General features: G+C 56.6%; 26 protein-coding genes. 9 read left to right on the forward strand and 17 right to left on the reverse strand.

Annotation, left to right across the window (positions count from 1 at the left end):
• Window position 1 precedes the first annotated feature (1 nt).
• The 7 genes from ACN0VD_RS07835 to ACN0VD_RS07865 all read right to left on the reverse strand — a co-directional run bounded on the left by ACN0VD_RS07835 (window position 2) and on the right by ACN0VD_RS07865 (window position 7,692).
• Window positions 2–1,036 carry a rod shape-determining protein gene (locus ACN0VD_RS07835; protein WP_417593368.1) on the reverse strand — a complete coding sequence of 345 codons (1,035 nt, stop codon included), beginning with the start codon at window positions 1,034–1,036 and terminating at the stop codon, window positions 2–4.
• Window positions 1,037–1,284: 248 nt separating this feature from the next.
• Window positions 1,285–2,574: an adenylosuccinate synthase gene (locus ACN0VD_RS07840; RefSeq protein WP_417593370.1), complete on the reverse strand. Its 1,290-nt coding sequence runs from the start codon at window positions 2,572–2,574 to the stop codon at window positions 1,285–1,287.
• 12 nt (window positions 2,575–2,586) lie between these two features.
• Window positions 2,587–3,702 (reverse strand): ATP phosphoribosyltransferase regulatory subunit, encoded by a 1,116-nt coding sequence (locus ACN0VD_RS07845; RefSeq protein ID WP_417593372.1) that lies wholly within the window; start codon window positions 3,700–3,702, stop codon window positions 2,587–2,589.
• A 65-nt stretch (window positions 3,703–3,767) separates the two neighbouring features.
• Window positions 3,768–5,351: a phosphoglycerate dehydrogenase gene (gene serA, locus ACN0VD_RS07850; protein ID WP_417593374.1), complete on the reverse strand. Its 1,584-nt coding sequence runs from the start codon at window positions 5,349–5,351 to the stop codon at window positions 3,768–3,770.
• 107 nt (window positions 5,352–5,458) lie between these two features.
• Window positions 5,459–6,631 (reverse strand): phosphoserine transaminase, encoded by a 1,173-nt coding sequence (locus ACN0VD_RS07855; protein WP_417593376.1) that lies wholly within the window; start codon window positions 6,629–6,631, stop codon window positions 5,459–5,461.
• Window positions 6,632–6,746: 115 nt separating this feature from the next.
• The gene (locus ACN0VD_RS07860) at window positions 6,747–7,058 is read right to left on the reverse strand and encodes a PepSY domain-containing protein (RefSeq protein WP_417593378.1); all 312 of its coding nucleotides are present in this window, start codon (window positions 7,056–7,058) and stop codon (window positions 6,747–6,749) included.
• Window positions 7,059–7,074: 16 nt separating this feature from the next.
• Window positions 7,075–7,692, reverse strand: a complete 618-nt coding sequence (locus ACN0VD_RS07865; protein WP_417593380.1) for a sulfite oxidase heme-binding subunit YedZ — start codon at window positions 7,690–7,692, stop codon at window positions 7,075–7,077.
• 144 nt (window positions 7,693–7,836) lie between these two features.
• Between ACN0VD_RS07865 and ACN0VD_RS07870 the strand changes: the two genes are divergently transcribed.
• Together ACN0VD_RS07870 and ACN0VD_RS07875 are read left to right on the forward strand one after the other, a co-directional pair.
• On the forward strand, window positions 7,837–8,520 hold the full coding sequence (locus ACN0VD_RS07870) for an extensin family protein (protein ID WP_417593382.1): 684 nt from the start codon (window positions 7,837–7,839) through the stop codon (window positions 8,518–8,520).
• 49 nt (window positions 8,521–8,569) lie between these two features.
• Complete coding sequence (locus ACN0VD_RS07875; RefSeq protein WP_417593384.1) at window positions 8,570–9,439, forward strand: TIGR00730 family Rossman fold protein; 870 nt, start codon at window positions 8,570–8,572, stop codon at window positions 9,437–9,439.
• Between the two features lie 17 nt (window positions 9,440–9,456).
• Here ACN0VD_RS07875 and ACN0VD_RS07880 read toward each other — a convergent pair whose 3' ends face one another.
• Window positions 9,457–10,089 (reverse strand): c-type cytochrome, encoded by a 633-nt coding sequence (locus ACN0VD_RS07880; protein WP_417593386.1) that lies wholly within the window; start codon window positions 10,087–10,089, stop codon window positions 9,457–9,459.
• A 240-nt stretch (window positions 10,090–10,329) separates the two neighbouring features.
• Here ACN0VD_RS07880 and ACN0VD_RS07885 point away from each other — a divergent pair, with 240 nt between their 5' ends.
• Window positions 10,330–11,199: a prephenate dehydratase gene (locus tag ACN0VD_RS07885; protein WP_417593407.1), complete on the forward strand. Its 870-nt coding sequence runs from the start codon at window positions 10,330–10,332 to the stop codon at window positions 11,197–11,199.
• Window positions 11,200–11,207: 8 nt separating this feature from the next.
• Here the strand turns inward: ACN0VD_RS07885 and ACN0VD_RS07890 are convergent, their stop codons facing one another.
• The 3 genes from ACN0VD_RS07890 to ACN0VD_RS07900 all read right to left on the reverse strand — a co-directional run bounded on the left by ACN0VD_RS07890 (window position 11,208) and on the right by ACN0VD_RS07900 (window position 14,418).
• Entirely contained in the window at window positions 11,208–12,419 is a 1,212-nt protein-coding gene (locus ACN0VD_RS07890; RefSeq protein ID WP_417593388.1) for a hypothetical protein, read from the reverse strand.
• Between the two features lie 119 nt (window positions 12,420–12,538).
• Complete coding sequence (locus ACN0VD_RS07895; RefSeq protein ID WP_417593390.1) at window positions 12,539–13,288, reverse strand: LytR/AlgR family response regulator transcription factor; 750 nt, start codon at window positions 13,286–13,288, stop codon at window positions 12,539–12,541.
• On the reverse strand, window positions 13,285–14,418 hold the full coding sequence (locus tag ACN0VD_RS07900; RefSeq protein ID WP_417593392.1) for a sensor histidine kinase: 1,134 nt from the start codon (window positions 14,416–14,418) through the stop codon (window positions 13,285–13,287). Before ACN0VD_RS07900 ends, ACN0VD_RS07895 begins: the two co-directional genes overlap by 4 nt.
• A gap of 234 nt (window positions 14,419–14,652) precedes the next feature.
• Between ACN0VD_RS07900 and ACN0VD_RS07905 the strand changes: the two genes are divergently transcribed.
• Window positions 14,653–15,204 carry a hypothetical protein gene (locus tag ACN0VD_RS07905; RefSeq protein WP_417593393.1) on the forward strand — a complete coding sequence of 184 codons (552 nt, stop codon included), beginning with the start codon at window positions 14,653–14,655 and terminating at the stop codon, window positions 15,202–15,204.
• A 10-nt stretch (window positions 15,205–15,214) separates the two neighbouring features.
• Here the strand turns inward: ACN0VD_RS07905 and ACN0VD_RS07910 are convergent, their stop codons facing one another.
• The gene (locus ACN0VD_RS07910) at window positions 15,215–16,114 is read right to left on the reverse strand and encodes a metal-dependent hydrolase (RefSeq protein WP_417593394.1); all 900 of its coding nucleotides are present in this window, start codon (window positions 16,112–16,114) and stop codon (window positions 15,215–15,217) included.
• Window positions 16,115–16,180: 66 nt separating this feature from the next.
• Here ACN0VD_RS07910 and ACN0VD_RS07915 point away from each other — a divergent pair, with 66 nt between their 5' ends.
• Window positions 16,181–16,777, forward strand: coding sequence for a helix-turn-helix domain-containing protein (locus ACN0VD_RS07915; protein WP_339688932.1), 597 nt, complete (start codon window positions 16,181–16,183; stop codon window positions 16,775–16,777).
• A 13-nt stretch (window positions 16,778–16,790) separates the two neighbouring features.
• Here the strand turns inward: ACN0VD_RS07915 and ACN0VD_RS07920 are convergent, their stop codons facing one another.
• Window positions 16,791–17,231, reverse strand: coding sequence for a VOC family protein (locus tag ACN0VD_RS07920; protein WP_417593395.1), 441 nt, complete (start codon window positions 17,229–17,231; stop codon window positions 16,791–16,793).
• A complete protein-coding gene (locus tag ACN0VD_RS07925) occupies window positions 17,221–17,910 on the reverse strand; it encodes a hypothetical protein (RefSeq protein WP_417593396.1) in 690 nt (229 codons plus the stop codon). Before ACN0VD_RS07925 ends, ACN0VD_RS07920 begins: the two co-directional genes overlap by 11 nt.
• Before the next feature lie 87 nt (window positions 17,911–17,997).
• Here ACN0VD_RS07925 and lnt point away from each other — a divergent pair, with 87 nt between their 5' ends.
• The 4 genes from lnt (at window position 17,998) to ACN0VD_RS07945 (ending at window position 22,709) form a co-directional block, all read left to right on the forward strand.
• On the forward strand, window positions 17,998–19,536 hold the full coding sequence (lnt, locus tag ACN0VD_RS07930; RefSeq protein ID WP_417593408.1) for an apolipoprotein N-acyltransferase: 1,539 nt from the start codon (window positions 17,998–18,000) through the stop codon (window positions 19,534–19,536).
• 69 nt (window positions 19,537–19,605) lie between these two features.
• Window positions 19,606–20,817 carry a methionine adenosyltransferase gene (gene metK, locus ACN0VD_RS07935; RefSeq protein WP_417593397.1) on the forward strand — a complete coding sequence of 404 codons (1,212 nt, stop codon included), beginning with the start codon at window positions 19,606–19,608 and terminating at the stop codon, window positions 20,815–20,817.
• Between the two features lie 31 nt (window positions 20,818–20,848).
• The gene (gene trmB, locus ACN0VD_RS07940; protein ID WP_417593398.1) at window positions 20,849–21,544 is read left to right on the forward strand and encodes a tRNA (guanine(46)-N(7))-methyltransferase TrmB; all 696 of its coding nucleotides are present in this window, start codon (window positions 20,849–20,851) and stop codon (window positions 21,542–21,544) included.
• A 184-nt stretch (window positions 21,545–21,728) separates the two neighbouring features.
• Window positions 21,729–22,709 (forward strand): metal-dependent hydrolase, encoded by a 981-nt coding sequence (locus ACN0VD_RS07945; RefSeq protein ID WP_417593399.1) that lies wholly within the window; start codon window positions 21,729–21,731, stop codon window positions 22,707–22,709.
• Between the two features lie 8 nt (window positions 22,710–22,717).
• Here the strand turns inward: ACN0VD_RS07945 and ACN0VD_RS07950 are convergent, their stop codons facing one another.
• From ACN0VD_RS07950 to rplU, 3 genes are all read right to left on the reverse strand, one after another.
• Window positions 22,718–23,272 carry a GNAT family N-acetyltransferase gene (locus tag ACN0VD_RS07950; RefSeq protein ID WP_417593400.1) on the reverse strand — a complete coding sequence of 185 codons (555 nt, stop codon included), beginning with the start codon at window positions 23,270–23,272 and terminating at the stop codon, window positions 22,718–22,720.
• 198 nt (window positions 23,273–23,470) lie between these two features.
• Entirely contained in the window at window positions 23,471–23,740 is a 270-nt protein-coding gene (rpmA, locus tag ACN0VD_RS07955; protein WP_417593401.1) for a 50S ribosomal protein L27, read from the reverse strand.
• A gap of 3 nt (window positions 23,741–23,743) precedes the next feature.
• The gene (gene rplU / locus ACN0VD_RS07960; protein ID WP_417593402.1) at window positions 23,744–24,259 is read right to left on the reverse strand and encodes a 50S ribosomal protein L21; all 516 of its coding nucleotides are present in this window, start codon (window positions 24,257–24,259) and stop codon (window positions 23,744–23,746) included.
• Between the last annotated feature and the right edge of the window lie 35 nt (window positions 24,260–24,294).

Consider the following 24,294-nt stretch of genomic DNA (forward strand, 5'->3'; position numbering starts at 1 on the left):
GTCACGTAGGAAACAATACATTGGTGAAAAGCGGGTCTTCCAGCGCACGGCCAGCTCCGTTGGCGACGCAGGTCAGCGGGTCATCCGCAATGGTAACCGGCAATCCTGTTTTGTCGGCGATAAATTCGTCGATCCGTCCCAATAATGCACCACCACCGGTCAGGACAATGCCCTGATCCATGATGTCGGCGGCCAGTTCCGGTTTGGTATTCTCCAGCGCATTGAGCACGGATTCGGCTATCTGGCTCACTGGCTCGGCAATGGCATGGGCAATTTCGGCTTCGGTGATAGCGATTTTCTTTGGCATGCCGCTGACCAGATCTCGGCCCTTGATATGCATGGTCTGGCCCTTGTCGACCGGGCTCACCGCGCTCGCCATTTCATGTTTGATCAGTTCGGTGGTGGTTTCACCGATCGCCAGGTTATGCTTGCGCCGGATATGATAGGCGATGGCGTCATCCATCTTGTCGCCGCCCATCCGTCCGGATGTACTATACGCCAAGCCCTGCAAGGACAGAATTGCAACTTCGGTCGTTCCTCCGCCAATATCGACCACCATAGCGCCGGTTGGTTCGGCGACCGGGATCCCCGCACCAATGGCAGCGGCCATCGGTTCCTCAACGAAGAATACGCTCGATCCGCCGGCATTCGAGGCGGCATCGCGAAGTGCGCGGCGTTGCACGTTGGTCGAACTGGAAGGAATGCAGACGACAATGTCGAAGCGACGGAACATCCCCGGCTTCTTTTGGTGCACTTTTTGGATGAAATGTTTGATCATCTGCTCGGCGACATCCAGGTCGGCGATGACCCCGTCCTTGAGGGGACGAATGACGCTGATATTGCTGGGCGTCTTGCCCATCATCAATTTTGCATCGCTGCCGACCGCACGCACCTTTGTCACACCGTCATTGGTTTCCAGAGCCACGACGGATGGTTCGTTGAGCATGATACCATTATCGCGCACATAGATGAGCGTGTTGGCAGTACCGAGATCGATCGCCAAGTCGAGTGACTGGAGTTTGAAAAAGCTACGCATAAAACAGGGATTACTTTGGTTTAGAACGACCACATTAAAAATGGGACATGATTGCTCGAGCTTGGTGACATCGCCGCGATGAACTGACGATGTATAGTCAATGAAGGCCTGCCTTCACCAAAATGGTCAGGAGAGCCTGAGGTGGCGCGGTGATCAAGGAACCATGAGCCATGCAAGACCCGACATTCAGCATTGCTTTTGTCCGATCCTCATAGACCAGTGCCCCGTTATCGGGACGCCGATAGCGTTTAATCAGCAAAGGGATCCGTCACCAGAATCGTATCGTCACGTTCGGGCGAGGTCGACACCAGTGCAACCGGGCATTGGATCAGTTCCTCAACCCGCTTGATATATTTGATCGCCTGTGCCGGCAGGTCTGCCCAGCTGCGCGCACCGGCGGTGGTTTCGTTCCAGCCCTCCAGCGTCTCGTAAATCGGTTTGACCGCCGCCTGATCCTGATGATGCGGTGGAAGATAATCATATGTCACGCCGTCCAGATCATAGCCAACACATATTTTCAGTTCCTCGAACCCGTCGAGCACGTCGAGTTTGGTAAGCGCAATTCCGGCAACACCAGACACGGCGAGCGCCTGGCGCACGAGCACGGCATCGAACCAGCCGCAGCGCCGTTGACGGCCGGTTACCGTACCAAATTCATGCCCGCGTTCGCCCAGTCGCTGACCGATCGCATCGTCGAGCTCCGTCGGAAACGGCCCGGACCCGACCCGGGTTGTATAAGCCTTGGTTATTCCCAGGACATAGCCCGTGCCGGACGGACCGATACCCGATCCCCCAGCAGCGGTGCCGGAAATCGTGTTTGAACTGGTGACGAACGGATAGGTGCCATGATCGACATCAAGCAGCACGCCCTGCGCGCCCTCGAAGAGGATGCGTTTGCCGTCGCGCCGGGCTTCGTTGAGGCGTTTCCAGACGGGCTGGGCATATTGCAGAACGCTGCTCGCGATTTCCTTCAGGTCATTGAGCAGCCGTTCGCGATCCACAGGTGGTTCGCCGAAGCCGGCACGGAGCGCGTCATGATGCGCACACAGCCGGTCGAGCTGCGGTCCCAGATCGTCGAGATGGGCGAGATCGCAGACCCGGATCGCACGGCGCCCGACCTTGTCTTCATAAGCGGGCCCAATGCCGCGCCGGGTTGTACCAATCTTGCCCTTTCCGCTGGCGTCTTCGCGCATGGCGTCGAGATCGCGGTGGATCGGCAGGATCAGCGGGCAGGTTTCGGCGATACCGAAATTATCGATGTTAATCGCGACACCCTGGCTTTCCAGCTTCTTGATCTCATCGCGCAAATGCCAGGGATCGAGCACGACACCATTGCCGATGATCGACAATGCGCCACGGACAATGCCAGACGGGAGCAACGAAAGCTTGTAAACCGCGCCATCAACAACCAGCGTGTGGCCGGCATTATGGCCACCCTGAAAGCGGACCACAACATCGGCGCGTTCAGACAGCCAGTCGACTATCTTGCCTTTGCCCTCATCACCCCATTGTGCGCCGATTACCGTTACATTGGCCATGGATTCACTTTCTTATAATGGTTCCGGCTGATTGCCGTTCAAAATATGGGAACAACCAAGCGCTTCGGCCTGATCCTTGTCTGAAAGGGCGGCCACCGTGCGCCAGCCGTTCTCTCTCAACCGTGCGGCTGCGGATTGATCATGTCCGAGCGGCAAGAAAACCTGCTCGCTGGCTTTCGCGCCAAAACCGGCATCGATCAGCGGATTGGGGTAAAGCGAAAAGCCGACCGCCGCTTCGGATTCGTCATCGTGACGCGCAATTTCATAGCTGCCGCCGCGCCCCAGCGCGCCGATAAAGCTTTCGGCATACAGCGTGAAGCCGAACCAGTTCTGATATTCAAAGCCATGGCGTTCGGTCGGGTCAAGAGTGAGGCTGGCTTTCCCCTTGATGCTTGCGGCGATCCGGGAAACACCATCCAGTCGCGAATCGAGCAAGCCGTCGGTATCAAATTCGCGCAATCTTGCCATTGCCTCGTCAAACGGGCCGGTCGCTTCGATCAGCGGCAGATAGCCGGTTGCACCCATGGCGCTCAGGCCACCGGCATCCTTCATGTCCAGTTCGCCGCGCACTTCTTTAATCTGGGCTTCGTTCAGCGGCAACGGACCCGCTGCCAATATGTCGATCAGATCGGGCATGGTGAAATCGACGGTAATGCCAGAAACGCCTGCACGCTCCAGTGCCTCGATCGCAACCGAGACAATTTCGCTGGCCGCGACGACGCTATCGCTGCCAATCAGCTCGGCGCCAATTTGCAACCGGCTGCGTTCTGGTTGCAATTGTCCCGACCGCAGTTTCAAAACCTGTCCCGAATAGCTGAGCCGGAGCGGCCGCGACCGATCAGCCAGACTGGTCTTGGCAATACGACCGATCTGCATCGTCATATCCGGTCGCAACGCCAGAGTGCGCTGAGAAATCGGATCGACGAAGCGCATCAGGTCGCTACGCGATGCCCCCTGCATCCGTTCGGTCAGTCCATCTTCATATTCTGCGAGCGGAGGCGTTACCCGGGCATATCCATGGCTGGCCAAGGTATCGAGCACGTCGCGTTCGAGTCGCGATGCCGCCTCGGCATAAGGCGGCAGCGCGTCGTGGAATCCTTCGGGCAAGAGGTTCGATGGTGTTCGCATGGCCCTGCTCCATAGCCCAAGCAAAGGCTCAGGCCATCCTTTTTCTTGGGTCTCGGTCTATCGAACTAAAAGCTTAGTGCCTTGACCGTCTTTACGCCTTCTAACTGGCAAACGGACCAGAGAACCGGCTCTTCCACCGGCGAATCGATCGAAAGCAGCAAGACCGCTTCGCCACCTGGCGCATCGCTGCGACGGCCAAGGTGGAACGTGCCAATATTGACGCCCGCTTCGCCAAGCGTCGAACCGACGCGGCCGATAAAGCCGGGCTCGTCGCGGTTGACGATATAGAGCATGTCGCCTTCCATATCGGCTTCGACCTTGATGCCGAACATCTCGACCAGCCGTGGTCCGGAAGATCCGAACAGGGTGCCGGCAACCGATTTTTCGCCTTCGTCGGTGGTTACCGATACCCGGACCAGCGTGTGATAGTCGCCTTCGCGCTCGTGACGGATTTCGCGGACATCGAGACCGCGTTCTTTCGCCAGATAGGGCGCGTTGACCATATTCACGGTGTCGCTATAGGCCCGCATCAGTCCGGCCAGCACCGCTGCTGTAATCGGCTTCTGGTCCAGTTCGGCTGCTGCGCCTTCGACTTCAACCGCAACGCCCTTGATCTGGTCGGCGGCAAGCTGGCCGACGAGAGAACCGAGCTGGGTGGCAAGCGCCATATAGGGTTTCAGCTTCGGCGCCTGTTCAGCCGAGAGGCTTGGCATATTGAGCGCATTTTCGACGCCGCCATTGACCAGATAATCGGCCATCTGTTCGGCGACCTGGATTGCCACATTCACCTGAGCCTCGCTGGTCGAAGCGCCGAGATGCGGGGTGCAGATCAGGTTCGGCGTACCGAATAACGCATTTTCCTTCGCTGGCTCCTGTGCATAAACGTCAAGCGCAGCGCCGGCGACATGGCCGGATTCGAGAGCCTCTTTCAAGGCTGCCTCGTCGATCAGGCCGCCGCGCGCGCAGTTGATGATGCGCACGCCCGGCTTGGTCTTGGCCAGGGCTTCCGCAGACAGGATATTGCGTGTCTGGTCGGTGAGCGGCGTGTGCATGGTGATGAAGTCGGCGCGGGCGAGCAGATCGTCCAGCGAGACTTTCTCAACACCCATTTCCACGGCCCGCTCTTCGGTCAGGAACGGATCATAAGCGACAACTTTCATCCGTAAGCCGATGGCGCGCTCGGCAACAATCGAACCGATATTGCCGGCGCCGATCAGGCCAAGCGTCTTGTTGGTCAGCTCGACGCCCATGAATTTGGATTTTTCCCATTTGCCAGCCTGTGTGGACACATCGGCTGATGGAAGCTGGCGCGCGAGGGCGAACATCAGCGCGATGGCATGTTCTGCCGTGGTGATGCTGTTGCCGAACGGCGTGTTCATGACCACGACGCCCTTGGCGGAAGCAGCCGGGATATCCACATTGTCGACGCCGATACCGGCGCGGCCAACGACTTTCAGGTTGGTCGCGGCTTCCAGTATTTCGGGCGTGACTGTGGTCGAGGAGCGAATGGCAAGGCCGTCATATTCGCCGATGATCTTCATCAGCTCTTCCGGCGTCTGGCCGGTAATTTCGTCAACGTCGCAACCACGCTGCCGAAAAATCTCGGCGGCTTTCGGGTCCATTTTGTCGGAAATAAGTACTTTTGGCATGATAATGTTCCTTGTCGGAATGATCGCGCCGGCATGGGCCGGCTTCTAGACCAATGGCTTTACAGCAGGGCATTGGTCTGGCCCCGGCTTGCGCCGGGGCGACACAATTAGGAAAGCTCGGCTTTCACCTGAGCATAGGCCCATTCGATCCACAGCAGCAGACGGCGAATGTCTTCCTGCTCGACCGTCGAACCGCACCAGATGCGAAGCGACGGTGGAGCATCGCGATAGCCGTTGAAGTCATAGGCAATGTCCATCTTCTCGAGCATTGCGGCGATCTTCTTGGGCACGGAAGCCTTGGCGTCGTCGTCGAGGCTGTCATACCAGTCACCCTGGAACACCATGCAGACGCCGGTGTTGGTCCATTTGGCCGGATCGCTGACCATATTGCGCATCCACGGCGTGGCTTCGAGCCAGTCGTGAACCGTCTTGGCATTGCGGTCGGCGCGGGCATGCAGTTCGGGCAAGCCGCCGATCGACTTGGCCCATTCGAGCGAAGCGATATAGTCTTCGGTCGCGAGCAGCGACGGCGTGTTGATCGTCGCGCCTTCAAAAATCGCGGTGTTGAGCTTGTCGCCCTTTTTCACCCGGAAGATTTTCGGCAGCGGCCAGGACGGGGTGTAGCTTTCAATCCGTTCGACGGCGCGCGGGCTGAGGATCAGCATGCCGTGACCGGCTTCGGAACCCATGACCTTCTGCCAGCTGTAGGTGGTGGCATCGAGCTTCGACCAGTCCATCGGCTGGGCAAAGACGGCACTGGTCGCGTCGTTGATGGTGACACCTTCGCGGTCGTCGGCAATCCAGTCGGTATCGGGAATTCTTGCGCCCGAGGTCGTGCCGTTCCAGGTGAAGACGATATCGTCACCCTTGTCGATCGTGGTCAGGTCGGGAATTTCGCCATAATCGGCTTCGAGCACGGTCAGGTTCGCAGGCTTTAGCTGCTTTACAGCGTCCTGGATCCAGACATTGCCAAAGCTTTCCCAAGCCGCGACCGTCACCGGACGGGCGCCCAGCATATTCCACATCGCCAGCTCGACGGCTCCGGTATCAGACGCCGGCACGATGCCGATCAGATAGTCGTCGGGGATGCCCAATAGCTCGCGGCTGAGGTCGATAGCATATTTCAGGCGCGCCTTGCCGGTTGCGGAACGATGCGAACGGCCCATGGCGATGGTGTTGATTTTGTCGAGGGACCAGCCGGGAAATTTGGCTGTGGGACCCGAAGAAAAATTCGGGCAGTCAGGACGCAATTCTGGCGTCGGTACATTGGTATCAGTCATTTAAACGCTTCTCCTTACAGAGAGCTCGCGCGGCGTTGGGACCGCGTGGCCCGGCGCCGCTTTGTCTTGTGCGGCGCAGCATGTCAAGCGCGTTCTTGGTTGCGAATGAAACCGGCTATTTCTTCCGGAACAGAATCTCGCCGCGGCGTGAAACCAGCAATTTTTCCAGCGATACCGGGTGGAAATAGGCTTCGACCCGGTCTCCTTCCGGCGTCGTGCCATAGACTTCATAGCAGCCGCCATCGATCTTTGATTTCTTGATGGTCCAACCTTTTTTGATCAGATCGGCTTTTAGTTCGGCCTGCGTTTTCCAGCCAGACTGTGGTCCTGCTTCGCAGGTCATCTTTCCGGTTGCCAGAGCAGGGGAGGACAAGCCAGCGGTGGCAAGAAACGTGGCGGTTGCGACGGCTATTACGGAATATTTCATCTCATTTTCTCCAGGCCTATTCGGTTTGCAGCGATTCGCGCTGCTTCGCATCATTGCTTCCTCTGGCATATATGATAATGCCTCGCAAAAGCTCAAGTAGCAACAGCGGAATGAAGTGGACGAGAGCTCCGCTGACGCCATCATGTATCAACAGCCAATGCGCCAGCGTCAGCAAGGCAGCAACATATACCAGTCGCTGCAATCGCTTCCAGCCCTGCTTGAGCCATCGCATGGATGCGTTGTTGCTGGTAATCGCCAGCGGTACAAACAGGATCAACGCTGCCCATCCGGTCCAGATTCCCGGTGCCCAGAATTCTGCCAGAATCGGCTTCAGCGCTTCCATATCGATCACGTAGAAGACCAGATGCAGCATACCATATCCAAAGGCGGCAAGCCCGAAGGACCGGCGGCGTTTCATCAACCACCCAATCCACCGGCGGTTTCCGAATATCACCGAAAGCGGTGTAATGATCAGAGCCAGGATCATGAACCGCGCGGAAAATTCGCCCGTCGGATGCAGCATGTCCATCGCGATGATATCGCCTGTCCAATATTCCCTGACCAGCAGAATGGCAGGAATAGACAGCACCAGCCAAAAGACCGGCAGGCTGTTCATTTTTCGGACAAGGGACATGATAATATCATGGGATTCGCAGACCCTTTGGTCCAGCATAATTTTGTCGCAACCTGTCGCAGGCTCCGATTCGCTCCTTTGGTAAGCATTTATTAACCATCATCTTCAGCTTGGATTTAACCATCTTCTGTCATTGAACCTGGCATGGAAATGAAATTACAAATTACACGCCGTGGCCGGACTGTCGGATTTCTGGCCCTGGCTTCCCTATTGCTCAGCGCTTGTGGTGCGATACCTGCGGGGAATAGCGGTCAATCGCAACGGCCTCAGCCATCTGCGGGGCTCGGTTCTTTTAACCCCACGCCCGCCGCTCGCCAATGTTTCAGCGATCTCGGCAAAGCCAACGTTCGTTTCTCTCCCTTGCCCAATCGGCATTTCAGTGGCGGATGCAGCCAGATCGACAGTATCAAACTGCTTGACGTGGGAGCGGATGTTACCAATCTCGGTCCGGTGAAATGCGAGCTGGCCGGAAAATTTGCTGCCTGGACCGAATATGCAGTGAAACGCGCGGCGCGCAAATATCTTGGTAGTGATCTCAAGCGTATCGAAACCATGGGCAGCTACAATTGCCGCAATATTGCCGGATCAGGCAAATTGTCACAACATGCCCACGCCAATGCGATCGACGTGTCGGCCTTTGTGCTGACCGACGGTCGCCGGATAACGGTTGAAAATAACTGGAAAAGCGGACGTCAGGAAATGCTGTTTCTGGCTGCGATACATGACAGTGCCTGCAAGCGTTTTGGCACCGTTCTGAGCCCCAATTACAATGCAGCACATCGCGACCATTTTCATCTGGATATGAGCGGCAACGGATATTGTCGTTAACAGGACAAGGTCACTGGTCAGTCACAAATCTTTGCTCTAGGGCGAAGCCATGACCAATAAAGATCTCCGCGACGACCGATTTTACCACGCCAAACAGGAAGCCGAGTTTGCCGAAAAGGCCGATGTCGGCACGGCTCAGACGCGAGACCCCGCCTATAGGCTGGCTTTCCAGGATACCGAATTTCTGCTCCGTGAAGAATTGCGTCCTGTCCGTTTCCAGCTCGAATTGCTGAAGCCGGAAATGCTGCTCGACGAAGCCGGTATCGGCTCCACGTTGGTGATGTACGGATCCGCACGAATCCCCGCGCCTGACCAAGCCGACGCACTGATCGACGCCGCGACGGACGAGGAAACTCTCAAAGTCGCCAAGCGGTTGAAAGAAAAAGCCAGATTTTATGACGAAGCGCGCAATCTGGCACGATTGGCCAGTGCTTGCGGTATTTCCAGCAATGGCAAGCGCGATTTCGTTGTCTGCTCCGGTGGCGGACCCTCGATCATGGAAGCCGCCAATCGCGGTGCTGCTGATGTCGGCAAAGAATCAATCGGGCTCAATATTGTTCTGCCTCATGAGCAGGCACCGAATAAATTTGTGACGCCGTCCCTGAGTTTCCAGTTCCATTATTTCGCGCTGCGGAAAATGCACTTTCTGCTCCGGGCGAGGGCGGTTGCCGTGTTCCCTGGCGGGTTTGGAACGCTGGACGAGTTTCTCGAGCTGGTCACGCTTGTGCAGACCGGCAAAATGGAAAAGCTACCGATATTGTTGTTCGGTAAAACATTTTGGGACCGAGTGGTCAATTTTGAGGCCCTGGCAGATGAAGGCACAATCAGCCGCAAGGACCTTGATCTGTTCCAGTTCGTGGAAACCGCGGACGAGGCCTGGGATATTATCCAGAAATTTTATGAACTGGACTGCAACTGAGCCTATTCAGCGGAATATTATTCTTCCGCTGCCGCTGCGTCTGCCTCGACTGCTTCCTGAGCTTCGGCATCCGTGCCTGCTTCTGCTTCCGCATCAACAGCTTCTTCGGCGGGTTCTTCCGCTACCGGTGCCGGGGGAAGGGGGATATTCGATCCCTGCGAGTTCAGATAGACCATGAGATTCGCACGGTCTTCAGCCTTGCCAAGGCCGGCAAAGGTCATTTTCGTACCTTCTGCATATTTGCGTGGTGAGGTCAGCCAGGCATCCATGCTTTTCCAGTCCCAATTGCCCGGGACGCTTTTCAGCGCATCGCTATAGGCAAAGCCGGCGACATGGCCATGCGGTTTGCCCATCGAGGCCCACAAATTCGGACCAATGCCATTGGCACCGCCCTGGTTGATCGTGTGACATGCTGCGCATTTGGCAAAAACTTTTTCGCCGGCAGCAGGATCGGCGGTCTGCAACAACTCTTCAATCGAGGGGCCCGCCGCGGCGCCACCGGAGGCTTCCACACCTTCGATCACATAACCCATGACTTCCGGGCGCTCGTGCTTGCCAGCGTGGAAATATTTGCCGCTAACGATGGAAAATCCCAGTGCGGCAATGCCGCCAGCAAGAACCCAGCCTGCGATGGTGTTACTGTTGCTCATATTGTCTCTCAAACCCCTGAGTGAGCGGCGGCTATAGGCCTGCCAAATTTGTGCTGTCTGTAAAGAGGGCGAAGGAGCAACGCAAGACCTCAATTGCCGCAAATGGCGCAATTATCGCTGCTAAATTGATTGGGCCTAGTCGAAAGGCCACTTCTTTCTTGCCCCGCCATGTTCCGTTCGACTATCGCAGCGCTGCAAAAGAGAGGCATGATGGACAGCTTTCCGAAAAACGCATTGGGTATGGTCAGGAAAATGACCGAAAAAGGCACCGAGATGCCAGAAAAAGCAATTGCTTTTCAGGGCGCACCCGGTGCTAATTCGCATCTGGCTGCGCTCGAATATGCTCCGGACTGTCTACCCGTTCCCTGTTTCGCTTTTGAAGACGCGATCGATGCAGTGAAGCAGGGTACGGCGGAAAGCGCGATCATTCCGATCGAAAATTCGCTGCACGGTCGGGTTGCCGATATTCACTTCCTGCTCCCCGAATCGGGACTATATATTGTCGACGAATATTTCATGCCGATCCGGCATTGCTTGATGGCCAAATCGGCCCACGCCAATATCAAGACAGCGATGAGTCACCCGCAAGCGCTAGGCCAGTGCCGCCATTATCTGCGCAAGCGCGGTATCATCCCGGTCGCCTATGCCGATACAGCGGCCGCAGCGGCTTTTGTCGCCCAGTCCGACGATCCGCACGCGGCTGCCATTGCGCCCGGTCTGGCTGCACAGATTTACGATCTGGAGCCGGTTGAAGATGCGATTGAGGATTCTCCTGACAATATCACCCGTTTTGTTGTGCTCGCCCGGGATGCAGCGACACCCGCAGCCAGTGGTCCGGTGATGACGACTTTTGTTTTCGAGGTTAAAAATATTCCTGCGGCTCTATACAAGGCGATGGGCGGCTTTGCGACCAATGGTGTCAATATGACCAAGCTCGAAAGTTACCAGCAGGGAAGCAGCTTTGCCGCGACCGAATTTTTCGTCGACATTGAGGGTGCTCCAGGGGATCCGGCAGTAGATCGCGCGCTCGAGGAGTTGAGCTTTCACTGCAATAGTGTGCGGGTTCTGGGAACTTATCGGCAAGCGCGCCCACGAACGATCAAAAGTTGAGGCAATTGTTATCCGTTAGTTGATTCGACATCATTGCCGAACAACATGATCATGGTTCCCAACATGGCCATGAGGATGAAACCTACGCCTTCCAGTCGCTTTCCGGGAGTAAGAAATGCTCGTCGTGCGGCAATCGCCGATTGTAGCGTATAATAGAGTGCGAAGGCGCGGCTGGCGTAAGCGATGATCTGGAAAATATTGACACTCCAGGTCAGGAACAGGCCGATTCCGACCAAGATTGCATAACCGGCACGCGCTTTTACATGGCCTTTGGTCAATTCTTCGACCAGCCCGCCGGATCCGCTGGTATCGGCGATTGCCGCGCTGAACTGCGCCGCCAGCGCAGCGGCCACCAGCAGCAACGGCAGAACCGGGGTAATGATACCCATCATGTCGATGATGGCGGTCTCGGTCAGGGCGAATTGTTCGCGCTCGAAACTATAGGCGAACAGGCCGATATAGATCATGTAGATCACCGCGCTGACGATCTGGGCGAGGCGCATCGACTTGATCCGGGTCGCAGCATCATAGTCTCGGCCAAGATAGCGCGAGGTTTCGAAGCCTTGGACCGTGATGATCAAGCCAAAGGCAAGCGTTATAGCTGGCCAGCCGGAAAGCAGGGGGGGATGGGCAAAGAGCGTCTCGGCGCTGGCCTTCTGGTAGAAATACCAGGTCAGGCCGACGAGCAGGCCAACGATGATCGCCAGTTTCAGCGTCACGGCGCTATATTCCATCTTTTCCAGCGCCTTGAACCCGCGGGTCCAGCCGACGATCAGGATCAGGATATAGACGGCGGACGTCAGCAACTTGGCATTGGCACGACTGTCGAAAGACGTCAGGCTGACGCCGAAGGCACCGAACAGGTTGAGATAATAGGCGACCGAAATGGTGAAAGCGAAAACCAGCGCCCATGAGGCGGCATTTTCCAGCCGGTTGACGCCGTCATTCTGAACCGGTTTGCGGACATTGCGATGAAAAATATTGAAGCGGATCGCCGATCCGAACAGATAGGCCCCGAGACACAGACCAGCCATGATAGCCGGCGCGATATAGCCGTAATCCGATACCAATATCGGCGCGAGCACCAGGAATCCGCTGCCGATGATCGAAGCCAGCGGCGTCACCGTCGCCCGCCAGACCTGCGATTTTGACAGGCGCGGCGCGAGCAACAGCAAGCCGGTCGCTATCACCGACAGGATGATGAAAATATTCAATATCAAGACAAAGTCCGATGATCACGGAAGATGGAGGGACAGGATAGACTCCTGCCGGGCCGCTTGTCGATTATTAATCCCAATTGCATCGGTGCGCGCAACAGATTCTAGGGCGTTTGATCCGTCTAGCGTCCCGCCAGCTTCTTCGCTTCTGCCAGGTGGGTCCGGCCGATGCGGATTTCGGTGCCGCACTTCAGGCAGGCCATCCACACGCCGCCGCCATCATGGCGCAGTCCCGCAATCCAGTCGCGGCGAACCAGATGCGAACGGTGCAAGCGAATGAACTCTTCCGGGTTCAGACGCTCTTCAAGACCGGTAATGGTCTGGTGCAGCAGATAGCTGACGCTACCGACATGCAACCGCATATAGTCGCGTTCGGCCTCGACCCGGTCGATTTCGCTGGCGACGATGCGGCGCAGTTCTGACTTGTAGGGAACCCAGAATTCTTCTGCCCAGGGCGAATTGTCCGCATCACTGCTACGCGGTTCCGCAGTCCGCTCCCGCACCCTGGAAATTGCCAGTTTCAGTCGCTCGTTCTCAACCGGTTTCAGCACATAATCGATCGCTGCCACATTAAAGGCCTCGACAGCAAATCTGTCAAAGGCGGTGACAAAGATGATCGCGGGGGCATCGGCCTTGCCGGAAAGGGCACGCGCGACCTGCAATCCGTCCTTGCCGGGCATGGCGATGTCGAGCAGCAGAAGATCGGGTTTCAATTGTTCGGTAAGGCGCAGCGCCGCTTCGCCATCGCTGGCCGTACCGATCAGGTCAATATCCGGCTGTCGTGCGCAAAGCAGTTGCAGGCGTTCGATCGCCAGCGGTTCATCATCGACGATCAGTGTCTTGAGCGCTTTGGTTTCGATGTCTTCTATCATGGATTGTCCAGCATCAACGGAAAGGTCAGTTGGGCAATATAGCCACCTTCCGCGAGACGTACAGTCTGTAGACTCGCTTGCTGGCCAAAGCGCGTTTCCAGCCGGTCACGGACATTGGCGAGGCCGATACCGCTGCTCGTCCCGTCATCGTCCAGATCCACCGGACGCGGATCGCCATCGTCGGCCACCGTCAGGATCAGATTATCGCCATCAGACCGCGCACTGATTGTGATCGTGACCGGGCGTTTGCTGTGTGCGACGCTATGTTTGATCGCGTTTTCGACCAGAGGTTGCAGAATCAGACCCGGCACCAGTACGCCCAGCAATTCGTTGGGAATATTCACTTGGGTCCGGAGGCGTTCCGGGAAACGGACCGCTTCGATGTCGAGATAGAGATTCTGCAGATGCACTTCATCCGACAAGGGAACGTCCTCCAGCGGATCTCCAGAGAGACTGGTGCGATAGAATTTTGAAAGATTGAGAATCATTTCTTCCGCTTCTTCCGGCTGGCTGCGCATGACCAAAGTGCTGAGACTGTTGAGTGTGTTGAACAGAAAATGGGGGTTGACCTGATAGCGCAATGACCGGAGTTCCGCATCCTGCGCTGCTTGCGCAAAGCGGGCGGCCTTGCGCTCGACCTGACGGACTTCCCCGGCATAGCTGAGCGTCAGGTAGAGCGAGGCCCAGCTGATAAGGAAGAAAAAGCGGGAGATAGCATCTTCGGAAATGGCCTTGAGCGCCAGATTTTCCTGGGACATATATTTGCGCATTTCCTCGACATGCGCTTCGTCCCACAGATTTTCCGGATAATAGATATTGAAAATATAATGGTTGAACGAGGCGATAATGATTGCGGCGGGAATCGCGGCCGCAAAGGCCGTGATGATCCGCGTCGACAGGGGCTTTTCCTCAAAGCGCTGAAATAACAGATAGAGTAGATAGGTGATGCCGATACCGAAAATCGTCACGACAATCCGCCGCATTGCCATTTCACCCTGAGCTGGCCAGTCGCCGATCGAGGCGCGCAGGGTCAGGACAATCACGTAGAAAAGCCAGAAGCCCAGAATCGACAGGATGGCGACCTGATGCCCGACCGACGGCTTGTGTTTTCCCAGTTCAAATTTTCTCATATGTGTTCAATCATCGTTGCGCATCAGCTTAGGACAATATGGTATCAATTGTCTCTAGTGGAATCGTGTCCCGTCGAAACAGGCTTACGGTTGGTCGAAACTTTCTGAGTCCGGCGCGCAACTTTCTGAATTTGGCCCGTCCGCAGGGAATTATATCCCGCCGATTTAACCAATTGCTAACCATATATTGCTCAAATGTCCGGGTGGGATGAGCCCACAGGGAGACGCGCAGACATGCCCAAGGAAACACAAGCGGTTCCCGGCGCCATGACGCTGGCCGAGATGAAGGAGTTCGCGAGTTTCAGCTCTGCGACCCAACGCTATATCCGGCGTTCGCTTGATATTGGTCTTGAGCGCTCCGATGCCGTTGAAACATGGTCTCGCGACAAGGTCGAGGAGGCGGGGATCAAGGTCCAGATGTCGCTATACCGGCGGATCGGCGATATTCGCAAAGCAATTCCCGAGGATTGTGCCATCGACAGTATCGAGGCCTTCATGCCTTCGCTGATTTCTCTGGCAGCCTTTGATCTGGGGCAGGGGCGTATCCACAGTTTTCCGGCATTTCGTTTTCTATATGAGCGTCTGCTCGGTCCGGAATCGCGTCCATGGCTGCCCGGCGCATTTTGTGCAGCGGCATCGCTTCCGCATCTCCATCCGAAGTCCCGCAAGAGCTTGCTGCAATCGATCAGCGAGGCCGCTGCGACAGCGCCCGGATGGTCCAATCGTGCACCAAGCTTTTTCCCGGAATGGGTCGACAAAGTCGACGTCAGCAAAGCGGCGCATTGACCACTGCGATCTAGACTGTCGCCGGTCGTCCCGTGATCGCCGCTTCATATTCGCTTTCGGCCCGCTGGATCAAATGCCGGTCGTCTTCATTCCACGGGTGAAATCCCGGCAGGAAGAATTTGAACCAGGGAATGATAATCGCCCGCGCAATGCCCGGCTTGACGAGCAGGAATTTCAGCAGCTTCATTTTCACCCGCCATCCGGTGATACCGTCCTGCGCCAGCAGGTCGAGCGTATCACGCCAGCGGTTGCCCCAGAAATTGCGGGTGATCAATATCATCATCACCGCTTTCACCTGCCAGCGTTTTCGCCGACTCCAGTCCCTGGCCGCATAGAGCCATGTGTCATAGGCGACGCCCTTGTGTTCAATCTCTTCCAGTGCATGCCAGCGCCACAGGTCGGCGGTTTCCTCGTCGGAATTTTTCCAATGCAGCGGATTGGCCAGAAATTGCTGGGCCATGATCGCGGTAAAATGCTCGAGGATCATGGTCGCTGCCAGATTGGTTATCTCGGGCCGGTCCTTGGTCATCGCGAGAGATTCGGTGATCCGCTTTTCTATCCGGCTGGTGTCATAGCCATTTTCTTCCACCCGTCGGTTGAGCGCCAGATGTTCGCGGCTGTGGATCACTTCCTGTTTTACAAAAGCGCGAATCTCGTTTTGCAGCTTTTCGGGCGTATGGTCCCTAAATGCTTTTACGCTTTCAATGAAAAACGCCTCGCCGCGCGGAAAGGTGAGCGACAGGCAATTGTAAAAAGCTGTCGCAACAGGATCGCCATTTTGCCAGTATTTTCCAGGATCATAACCTTCTTCCCGCCCGAAACGACGGTCGCGCGGTGTAATTTTATGATCGGCAGGTGTTGGCGTCTGGATGGTTTCCGGTTTGGCGTTGACGGAACGAAGCATGGTCATCGGATGTTTCCATTTTGCGGAATGCGGCCTATAGTCAGGAGGTTCATAATAAGGTTACTAACATAAATGTCAATAGCGAAGCGACGTCTGTCCCCCGAAGCAAGCCGTAACATGGCGCTGGCAGCAGCCCGCGATTTGCTGATCGAAACGGGCCCGCAGTCGGTTACTTTAAAGGCGGTTGCCGCCCGTATCGGGCGTACCCACGCCAATCTATTGCACCATTTCGGTTCCGCATCCGGCCTGCAAAAGGCGCTTGCAGCTTATTTGTCAGACGAGGTTTGCGGTATGATTGCGCAGGCGATCCTGAAATCCCGTACCGGCGAAGGGACTGTCCGTGATATTGTTGACCTGACGTTCGACGCTTTTGACAAGCAGGGCGGGGCGGCGCTCTGGTCGTGGATGATGCTGACCGGCAACGAGGACGCGCTCGACCCGATTGTCGATGCTATCCATGCGCTGGTCGATGATATTGGCGAAGGCGGCCACGAAGACCGGGAAAAGCATGATGACACGCTGGCGCTGGTTCTGATGGCCCTGGGTGATGCGCTGATCGGCGACCGTCTGTCTGGCTCGCTCGGTCTGCCTCGCGATTCCGCCCGGGACATGGCCGAAAGGCAACTTGAAGACGCGCTGGAACGCTGGAAATGCGAGCATGAAGCCTAGGCTTCTCTGATTCTCAATCCTTGGCGAACAGTTGATCGTCGCTGGCAAAGGCCTTGAACTCGAGCGCATTGCCGCTGGGGTCCTGAAAAAACATCGTTGCCTGTTCGCCAGTCTGGCCCTTGAAGCGGATCGTCGGCGGGATGACAAAGGTGATGCCTGCTGCCGTTAGACGGTCAGCCAGCGCCTGCCAGCCAGACATTGTCAACACCACGCCAAAATGGGGAACCGGCACCTCTTCGCCATCAACCGGGTTGATCAGTTGACGGTTATCATGCTGCTTGTCGAGATGGGTAACGATCTGATGTCCGAACAGGCTGAAATCAATCCAGCGTTGGTCACTGCGGCCTTCCGCGCAGCCAAGCAGGCCACCGTAAAATTTTCGCGCTTCCTCAAGATCGCGCACCGGAAAGGCGAGATGGAAGGGCCTTAGCGGCGTGTTTGTTTCAATGTTCATATTGTTTGCCTTTATCTTCGGGCGCGGCAAGCGTGAAGCAATGTTCGATATCCAGATCGGAACCCTGACCCAAGGCCGCTTTCTGTTGAGCGTCCGCCAGTATCATCTCACGGCTTTGGGTGAGCAATATATCACTTTCCTGACCGCTCAGACCCTCGGCGCGCATCCTGTCGCGGGCGCGGCTGTCCAGAACAGCGGCCAGGGTTTTCAAATCCTGCGCGGTTTTGGACAAACCCTCCCGGTCGTGGACTTCTTCATAGGCCAGCTGCAACATGCCGGCGCACTGGTTGAGATCGGGTTTCGGTTTGGGCGGAACCGCGGCATCGAGCAAGGGCAGGCAGGTTGTCATTTCCCGCCGGACTGCTTCATCGGGATCCGCGGCATTTTTCCCAAGGGTTTGCTCGGCCGCCAGCGCCGCCAGAATATCGTCGCGGACCTGCTCCCTCGTTCTGCCGGTTTCATCCATGATCCGCTTTCCGACCAGACCGGCATAGGTCGCACCGCGTTCGGTCAGCAAAGGATAATCGAATGCGCTTGCCACGCCGCGCTCCTGCTCCGAAGCGATGATCGCCAGCACGGCAACACAGGACAGGTCACGTTGCTGGGTTTCGTTGAGTGGCACGGGTGGGTCGGCTACCGGTTGCGACAGGACGAGCATGAGAAGAGGAATGATATTCATGGGCAGACAATAGCAGGCAAATGCCGGTGGCGGCAATTAGCAATTGAATGGTGAGCGCGAACACGGCAAAAGCCGCAGGTGATAAAAATCCAGCACCTGATCGCTCGCCATCCCTACGCCATTGCGCTTGTCGCTGGCGCGGTCAGCGCCACCGGTTTCGCGCCGCTCAACCTGTGGCCGCTGACGCTGCTGATGCTGGCCTTGTGGATCGCGATGGTGATGCAGGCGCAAAGCCGGAAAGCCGCTTTTCTGACCGGCTGGCTGTTCGGCCTGGGTCATTTCATCGTCGGCCTCAACTGGATCGCCAAGGCCTTCACCTTCCAGGCGGCGATGCCCGAATGGCTCGGCTATGTGGCGGTGGTCCTGCTGTCGCTCTATCTCGCAGTTTTCCCAGCGCTGGCTGCCCTGGGCGCTTATTGGATTGGCAAGGACAGGCCCGGGACATTCGTGCTGGCTATTGCCGGAATGTGGATCATCACGGAGTGGCTCAGAAGCTGGCTATTCAGCGGGTTCATCTGGAATCCGTTGGGGGTGATTGCGCTACCGCTCGGCCGGATGGCGGATCTCAGCATGTTTGCCGGATCTTATGGCCTGTCGGCGCTGCTGTTTGCCGGGGCTGGCGGCCTGTGGTTGCTATGCCGGAAAAGATGGAAGCCGGCTTTTCCGCTGATCGTCATCTTTGCGGGCCTCGCCCTGATTCCGCATCCTCGGACGACACCGGTCTCGCTGAAACAGCCGCTGATCACCGTGGTCCAGCCCAATATTGGCCAGCAGGATAAATGGAAGGCCGGCTATGAGGAGCAGAATCTGGCAAAGCTGGCCGAACTGACCCTTCGCGAGGACGATAGCCCGCGGATCATCTTCTGGCCGGAAGCGGCGATACCCGATTATCTCGAGACCGGCTATCCGGCGCGCTATTATTATGGCCGCCCACCCGAATTTGTCCGCCAGCAACTCGGCGGATTGATGAAACCCGGCGATATGCTGGTGCTGGGTGCGCTAAAGCTCGAATTTGACGAAGCGGAAGGCCGCGCGATCGGTGCTCGCAACAGTGTCTTTGCGATGGACGCTGATCAGGAATTGCAGGGGCGCTATGACAAGGCCCATCTGGTGCCATATGGTGAATATCTTCCGATGCGGCCGCTTCTGTCCGCCATCGGCCTCTCGCGTCTGGCCCCGGGTGATTTCGATTTCTGGCCGGGTCCGGGTGCGCGGTCGATCGATCTCGGTACGTTTGGCAAGGCTGGTATACAGGTCTGCTATGAGATTATTTTTTCCGGCCAGGTTGCCGACCGCGAGGACCGTCCCGATTTTATTTTCAACCCGTCCAATGATGCCTGGTTCGGCAACTGGGGGCCGCCGCAACATCTGGCGCAGGCGCGCTTGCGGGCGATCGAAGAGGGTTTGCCGGTGATCCGCTCCACCCCGACCGGCATTTCGGCAGTGATCGATGCCAACGGAACGATCAGAGCCAGCATCCCGATGGGACAGGCCGGCCGGATTGACAGTCGCTTGCCGCAGGCGAATGCACCCACATTATTCGCGCGCTATGGCAATATCCTTTCGCTCGGTCTGGCTCTGATTTTGCTGCTATCCGCCATTGCTATCCGCGTCCGCGCCCGTTAAAGCACATATAAACTTTCCCTTATGTCCCAAAGGCTGACACTTTTTCTGGCCCCAAATCAGGATTTTGCCATGCGTTCAGAATTTATCTTCACCTCCGAATCGGTCTCTGAAGGCCATCCCGACAAGGTGTCAGACCAGATTTCTGATGCAATCGTTGACCTGTTTCTTTCGAAGGATCCCGAAGCGCGGGTCGCTTGTGAAACCCTGACCACCACCGACCGGGTGATTCTTGCAGGGGAGGTTCGCGGCAAGGGCATGATCGATACCAATGGCAATTGGGCTCCGGGTGCGCAGGAAGAAATCCAGGCGGCTGTTCGCGAAACTGTGAAGAAAATCGGCTATGAACAGGACGGGTTTCACTGGCGGAATCTGACCTTCGAAAACTATCTCCACCCGCAATCGGCACATATCGCGCAGGGCGTGGACGAAAGCGGCAACAAGGATGAAGGCGCTGGTGATCAGGGTATCATGTTCGGCTATGCCAGCGACGAAACGCCGGATCTGATGCCCGCGACGCTGCAATATTCGCACGAGATACTGAAGCAGATGGCAAATGATCGTCATAGCGGCAAAGCTCCGTTTCTGGAGCCCGACAGCAAGAGTCAGGTGACCTTGCGTTACGTCAACGAAGTGCCGGTCGAGGCCGTTGCTCTGGTGGTCTCGACGCAGCACGCGCCCGGCTATTTCAAGGGCAGCGACAATCCGGCGCTGTATGACGAATTATATGATTATGTGATGGGCGTGTTCCGGTCGGTATTGCCCGAGGGCTTTATCACCGACAAGACGGTGATCCACGTCAACCCGACCGGTCGTTTTGAAATTGGCGGTCCGGACGGCGACGCTGGTCTCACCGGACGCAAGATCATCGTCGATACCTATGGTGGCGCGAGTCCCCATGGCGGCGGCGCGTTTTCGGGCAAGGATCCGACCAAGGTTGATCGCTCGGCAGCCTATATCACGCGCTATCTGGCAAAAAACATCGTGGCTGCCGGTCTTGCAAAACGCTGCGCGATTCAGCTGTCTTATGCGATCGGTGTTGCCGAACCGCTGTCGATCAATGTCGACCTGCACGGCACCGGCACGGTGAGCGAAGAGAGGCTGGAAGAAATATTGCCACAGCTGGTGCGCCTGACGCCAAAAGGCATTCGCACCCATCTCGGTCTTAACAAACCGATCTATTCACCGACCGCCGCTTATGGCCATTTCGGTCGCAAGGCGGAAGGCGACTTCTTCACCTGGGAAAAGACCGATCTGGTGGATGCGCTGAAAGCCGCTCTCTAACGGTGACCATGACGGTAGAAATTTCAGGGCAATGACGGCACATAAAGAAGGCGATCCGACGACTATACGGCAGCTCTACGGGCGGCGTCAGGGTCATGCCCTGCGCGATCAACAGGTCGAACTGGTTGAAAAGCTGCTGCCGCAAATTGCCGTCCCGGTGGAGGGTCCGGTATCGGCCCAGTCGTTGTTTGGCGGCGATCGTCCGCTGCATTTCGAGATTGGCTTCGGTGCCGGAGAACATCTTGCAAGCCGAGCTGACATGTTGCCCGATCATGGCTTTATCGGTTGTGAGCCGTATCTTAATGGCGTGGTCGGAGCATTGCAGCATGTGCGCGACGGCTATCTGGCCAACGTCCGCCTGCATATGGGCAATGCGCTCGATGTGCTCGAACGGATTCCCGACGGTACGCTGAGCTTTGTCTATCTTCTCCACCCTGATCCCTGGCCGAAGGCGCGTCATGCCAAAAGGCGCTTCATGAACCACGGACCGGTCGACATGATCGCGGCAAAGCTGAAGCCGGGCGGGGAATTCCGCTTCGGCACCGATCATCCGGTCTATCTGGAATGGGCCTGCATGATCATGAACCAGCGCGACGAATTTGACTGGCTGTGCGAAAGTCCGAAAGACTGGATGATCCGTCCCGGTGGCTGGCCGGAGACCCGCTATGAAGCCAAGGCACGTCGTCAGGGTCATGATGTCTGGTATTTCCGCTACCGGCGCAAATAAACCAGAATATTTTAAACGCCACCTTGTGGAAAACCCGAAACTCCGCCGGTTTTCATCGTGATAACGAATTGTAAACCAAGCATTTTAAGCATGTTGCCACGCGGATCCTTAACCTTCCTTATCTACAAAACGCTTAACCAAAAGCGTCGCGTTGATATTGAATTTCAGGAAGGTATACGAAAATATGGGCAGGAAACTATCCATCGCCGGAGCGGCGACCGAATCCGATCATGCACAGAAGTCCGATCATGGATATAAGAGCGCGACGCCTGACGATCTCCATATCAAATCCCGCAACCGCTATTTTGCCAGCGAACTGATCGAACGCCGCCGCTGGATTGGTGGCGATCCTTTCGCTTCGGCCTTTTTCAACGCCCTGTCGGTGACCTTCCCGAAAGGCGAGACCTTTTTCATCGAGTCGCTCAGGAAATTCCGCAATCGGGTGCCGGCAAAATTGCAGGGTGAAATCCGCGCTTTCATCCAGCAGGAGGCGACCCATAGCCGCGAGCATCATTGCTTCAACCAGCATCTGACAGACTGTGATCTGGATATTTCGCGGCTGGAACAAACCATCGCTGATGTGGTCAATGGTATCCGGGCCAGACCTGAGATCGCCCATCTGGTAGCGACCATGTGTATCGAGCATATCACCGCAATATTGGCGGCGGAGGTGATCGCCAACCCGAAGCATTTTGAAAATGCCGACGAGCATCAGCGCAACCTCTGGCTGTGGCATGCTTCGGAAGAGGTCGAGCATAAGGGTGTAGCTTATGATACCTGGCTATATGTGACCAGAGACTGGAATCCGCTCAAGCGCTGGTTTGTTCGCAGCCTGTTCATGGCCAAAATCACCCTCGGCTTTACAATCAACCGGACAAAAGGTGTGATCGACCTGCTGCGGCAAGATGGCATATCCGGGTTCCGCGCCTGGACCGGACTGGCCCGTTATGCGCTGGTTGGCCCGGCACCGTTCCGGCGGACGCTGTGGCCCTTGGTGCAATTTTTCAAACCGGGTTTTCATCCCTGGGACATTGATGACCGCGACCTCATCCGGCTCGCCGAGAGCGAATATGAAGCCGCGATCATGGTTGCGGAGACCGATTCGGCTGAGCTCTCTACATTGGACGACCGGCGCAAACCGGAGCCTTTGAAGAAAGTTGCCTGAGCATCACATCACGCCGCGAGGTCTCGCATCACATCGTCCGCAGAATCATCTTCCGACAGCGAAAGTGTGAATTGTACCGCATCGGTTTCTTGACCCCCCCCTGTTGAAAAACGCGGAATGGTCCGGCCGGTCGGCCTGAAACCCAGTTTCCTCAGCACTCTTCCCGAGGCGGGATTGTCGGCAAAATGCTCGGCCCGCATTTCCGGATGCCCAAGCGTCCTCGCAATGTCGAGTACCGCACGACCGGCCTCGGTCGCATAGCCATGTCCCCAATGATCACGTGCGATCCAGTAGCCCAATTCGATACGTCCATCGCCATCGTCTCCAAATCCGATACAGCCGAGCAACCGGGGTGCTTGTCCGTCACGACGGAAAATCAGAAAATTTGGCTGCAGCGTCGGCCGCGGAGTGGCGAGAAATTGTTCAGCATCATCGCGTGTATAGGGCCATGGCACCCTTGCCAGGTTGCGGACAAGCATTTCATCGTTGATCGCTGCGAACAGCGTATCGATATCCTCGGGCCAGCCGGGTCTCAACAGCAATCTTGGTGTTACAGAAAACATCGGGACTCTCCATCATCATGCACGTGGCGCCCCCGGCCTTGTTGGATTAGCCCGTTAGCTGGCGACCGTTACAAGACCGTGACGTTATGACAGGGAGAGATAAAAAAAGGGAGAGGATGACCCTCTCCCTGAAATTGGTGGTTCGTTGGAACCTGCCGGGTCATCCTGCTGGAGGACAACCCTTTATCGATTGTCCGGTTATTCTGCGGCTTCTGCCATCGCGTCGACGGACACATATTTGCGTCCGAGCTTGCCCTTGTGAAAGGCCACTTTGCCGTCAATGAGCGCAAAAAGGGTATGGTCCTTGCCCATGCCGACATTGCGACCCGCATGGGTCTTCGTTCCGCGTTGGCGGATGATAATATTACCGGCGACAACGGCTTCGCTGCCAAATTTCTTGACGCCCAGGCGACGACCTTCCGAATCGCGCCCGTTGCGGGATGAACCACCTGCTTTCTTATGTGCCATGGTTTAGTCCTCTTTCTTCGCAGCCGGCTTTTTGGCTGCTGGCTTCTTCGCTGGAGCCTTTTTGGCTGCAGCTGGTTTTGTTTCGGTTTTGGCAGCAGCTTTTTTCGCTGGTGCTTTTTTTGCGGGAGCCTTCTCAGCCGGAGCAGCCTTGGCTTTTGCCGCCGGCTTGTCCTCGGCGGGAGCCGCTTCCTTCTTGGGAGCAGCCTTCTTCGGCGCCTTTTCAGAGCCGATGGCGCTGATCTTCAGCACCGTATGCTGCTGACGATGGCCGTTTTTGCGGCGATAATTGTGCCGACGGCGTTTCTTGAAAATGATGACCTTCTCGCCTTTTTCCTGGGCGATAATTTCAGCTGCAACGGTCAGGCCCTTAGGGTCCTTCATGTCGCCACCGTCTCCGGCCAGCAAAACGTCGTCCAGAGTGATCGAATCACCAGCTTCACCAGCTAGTTTTTCGACTGCGATAATATCTCCTGCGGCAACCCGATATTGTTTGCCGCCGGTGCGCACAATTGCGAACATGGCTATTTTTCCGTTTCAAATTTATGGTTCCAGCG

The sequence above is a fragment of the Parasphingorhabdus sp. genome (genome assembly GCF_048267785.1).
Lineage (GTDB): Bacteria > Pseudomonadota > Alphaproteobacteria > Sphingomonadales > Sphingomonadaceae > Parasphingorhabdus.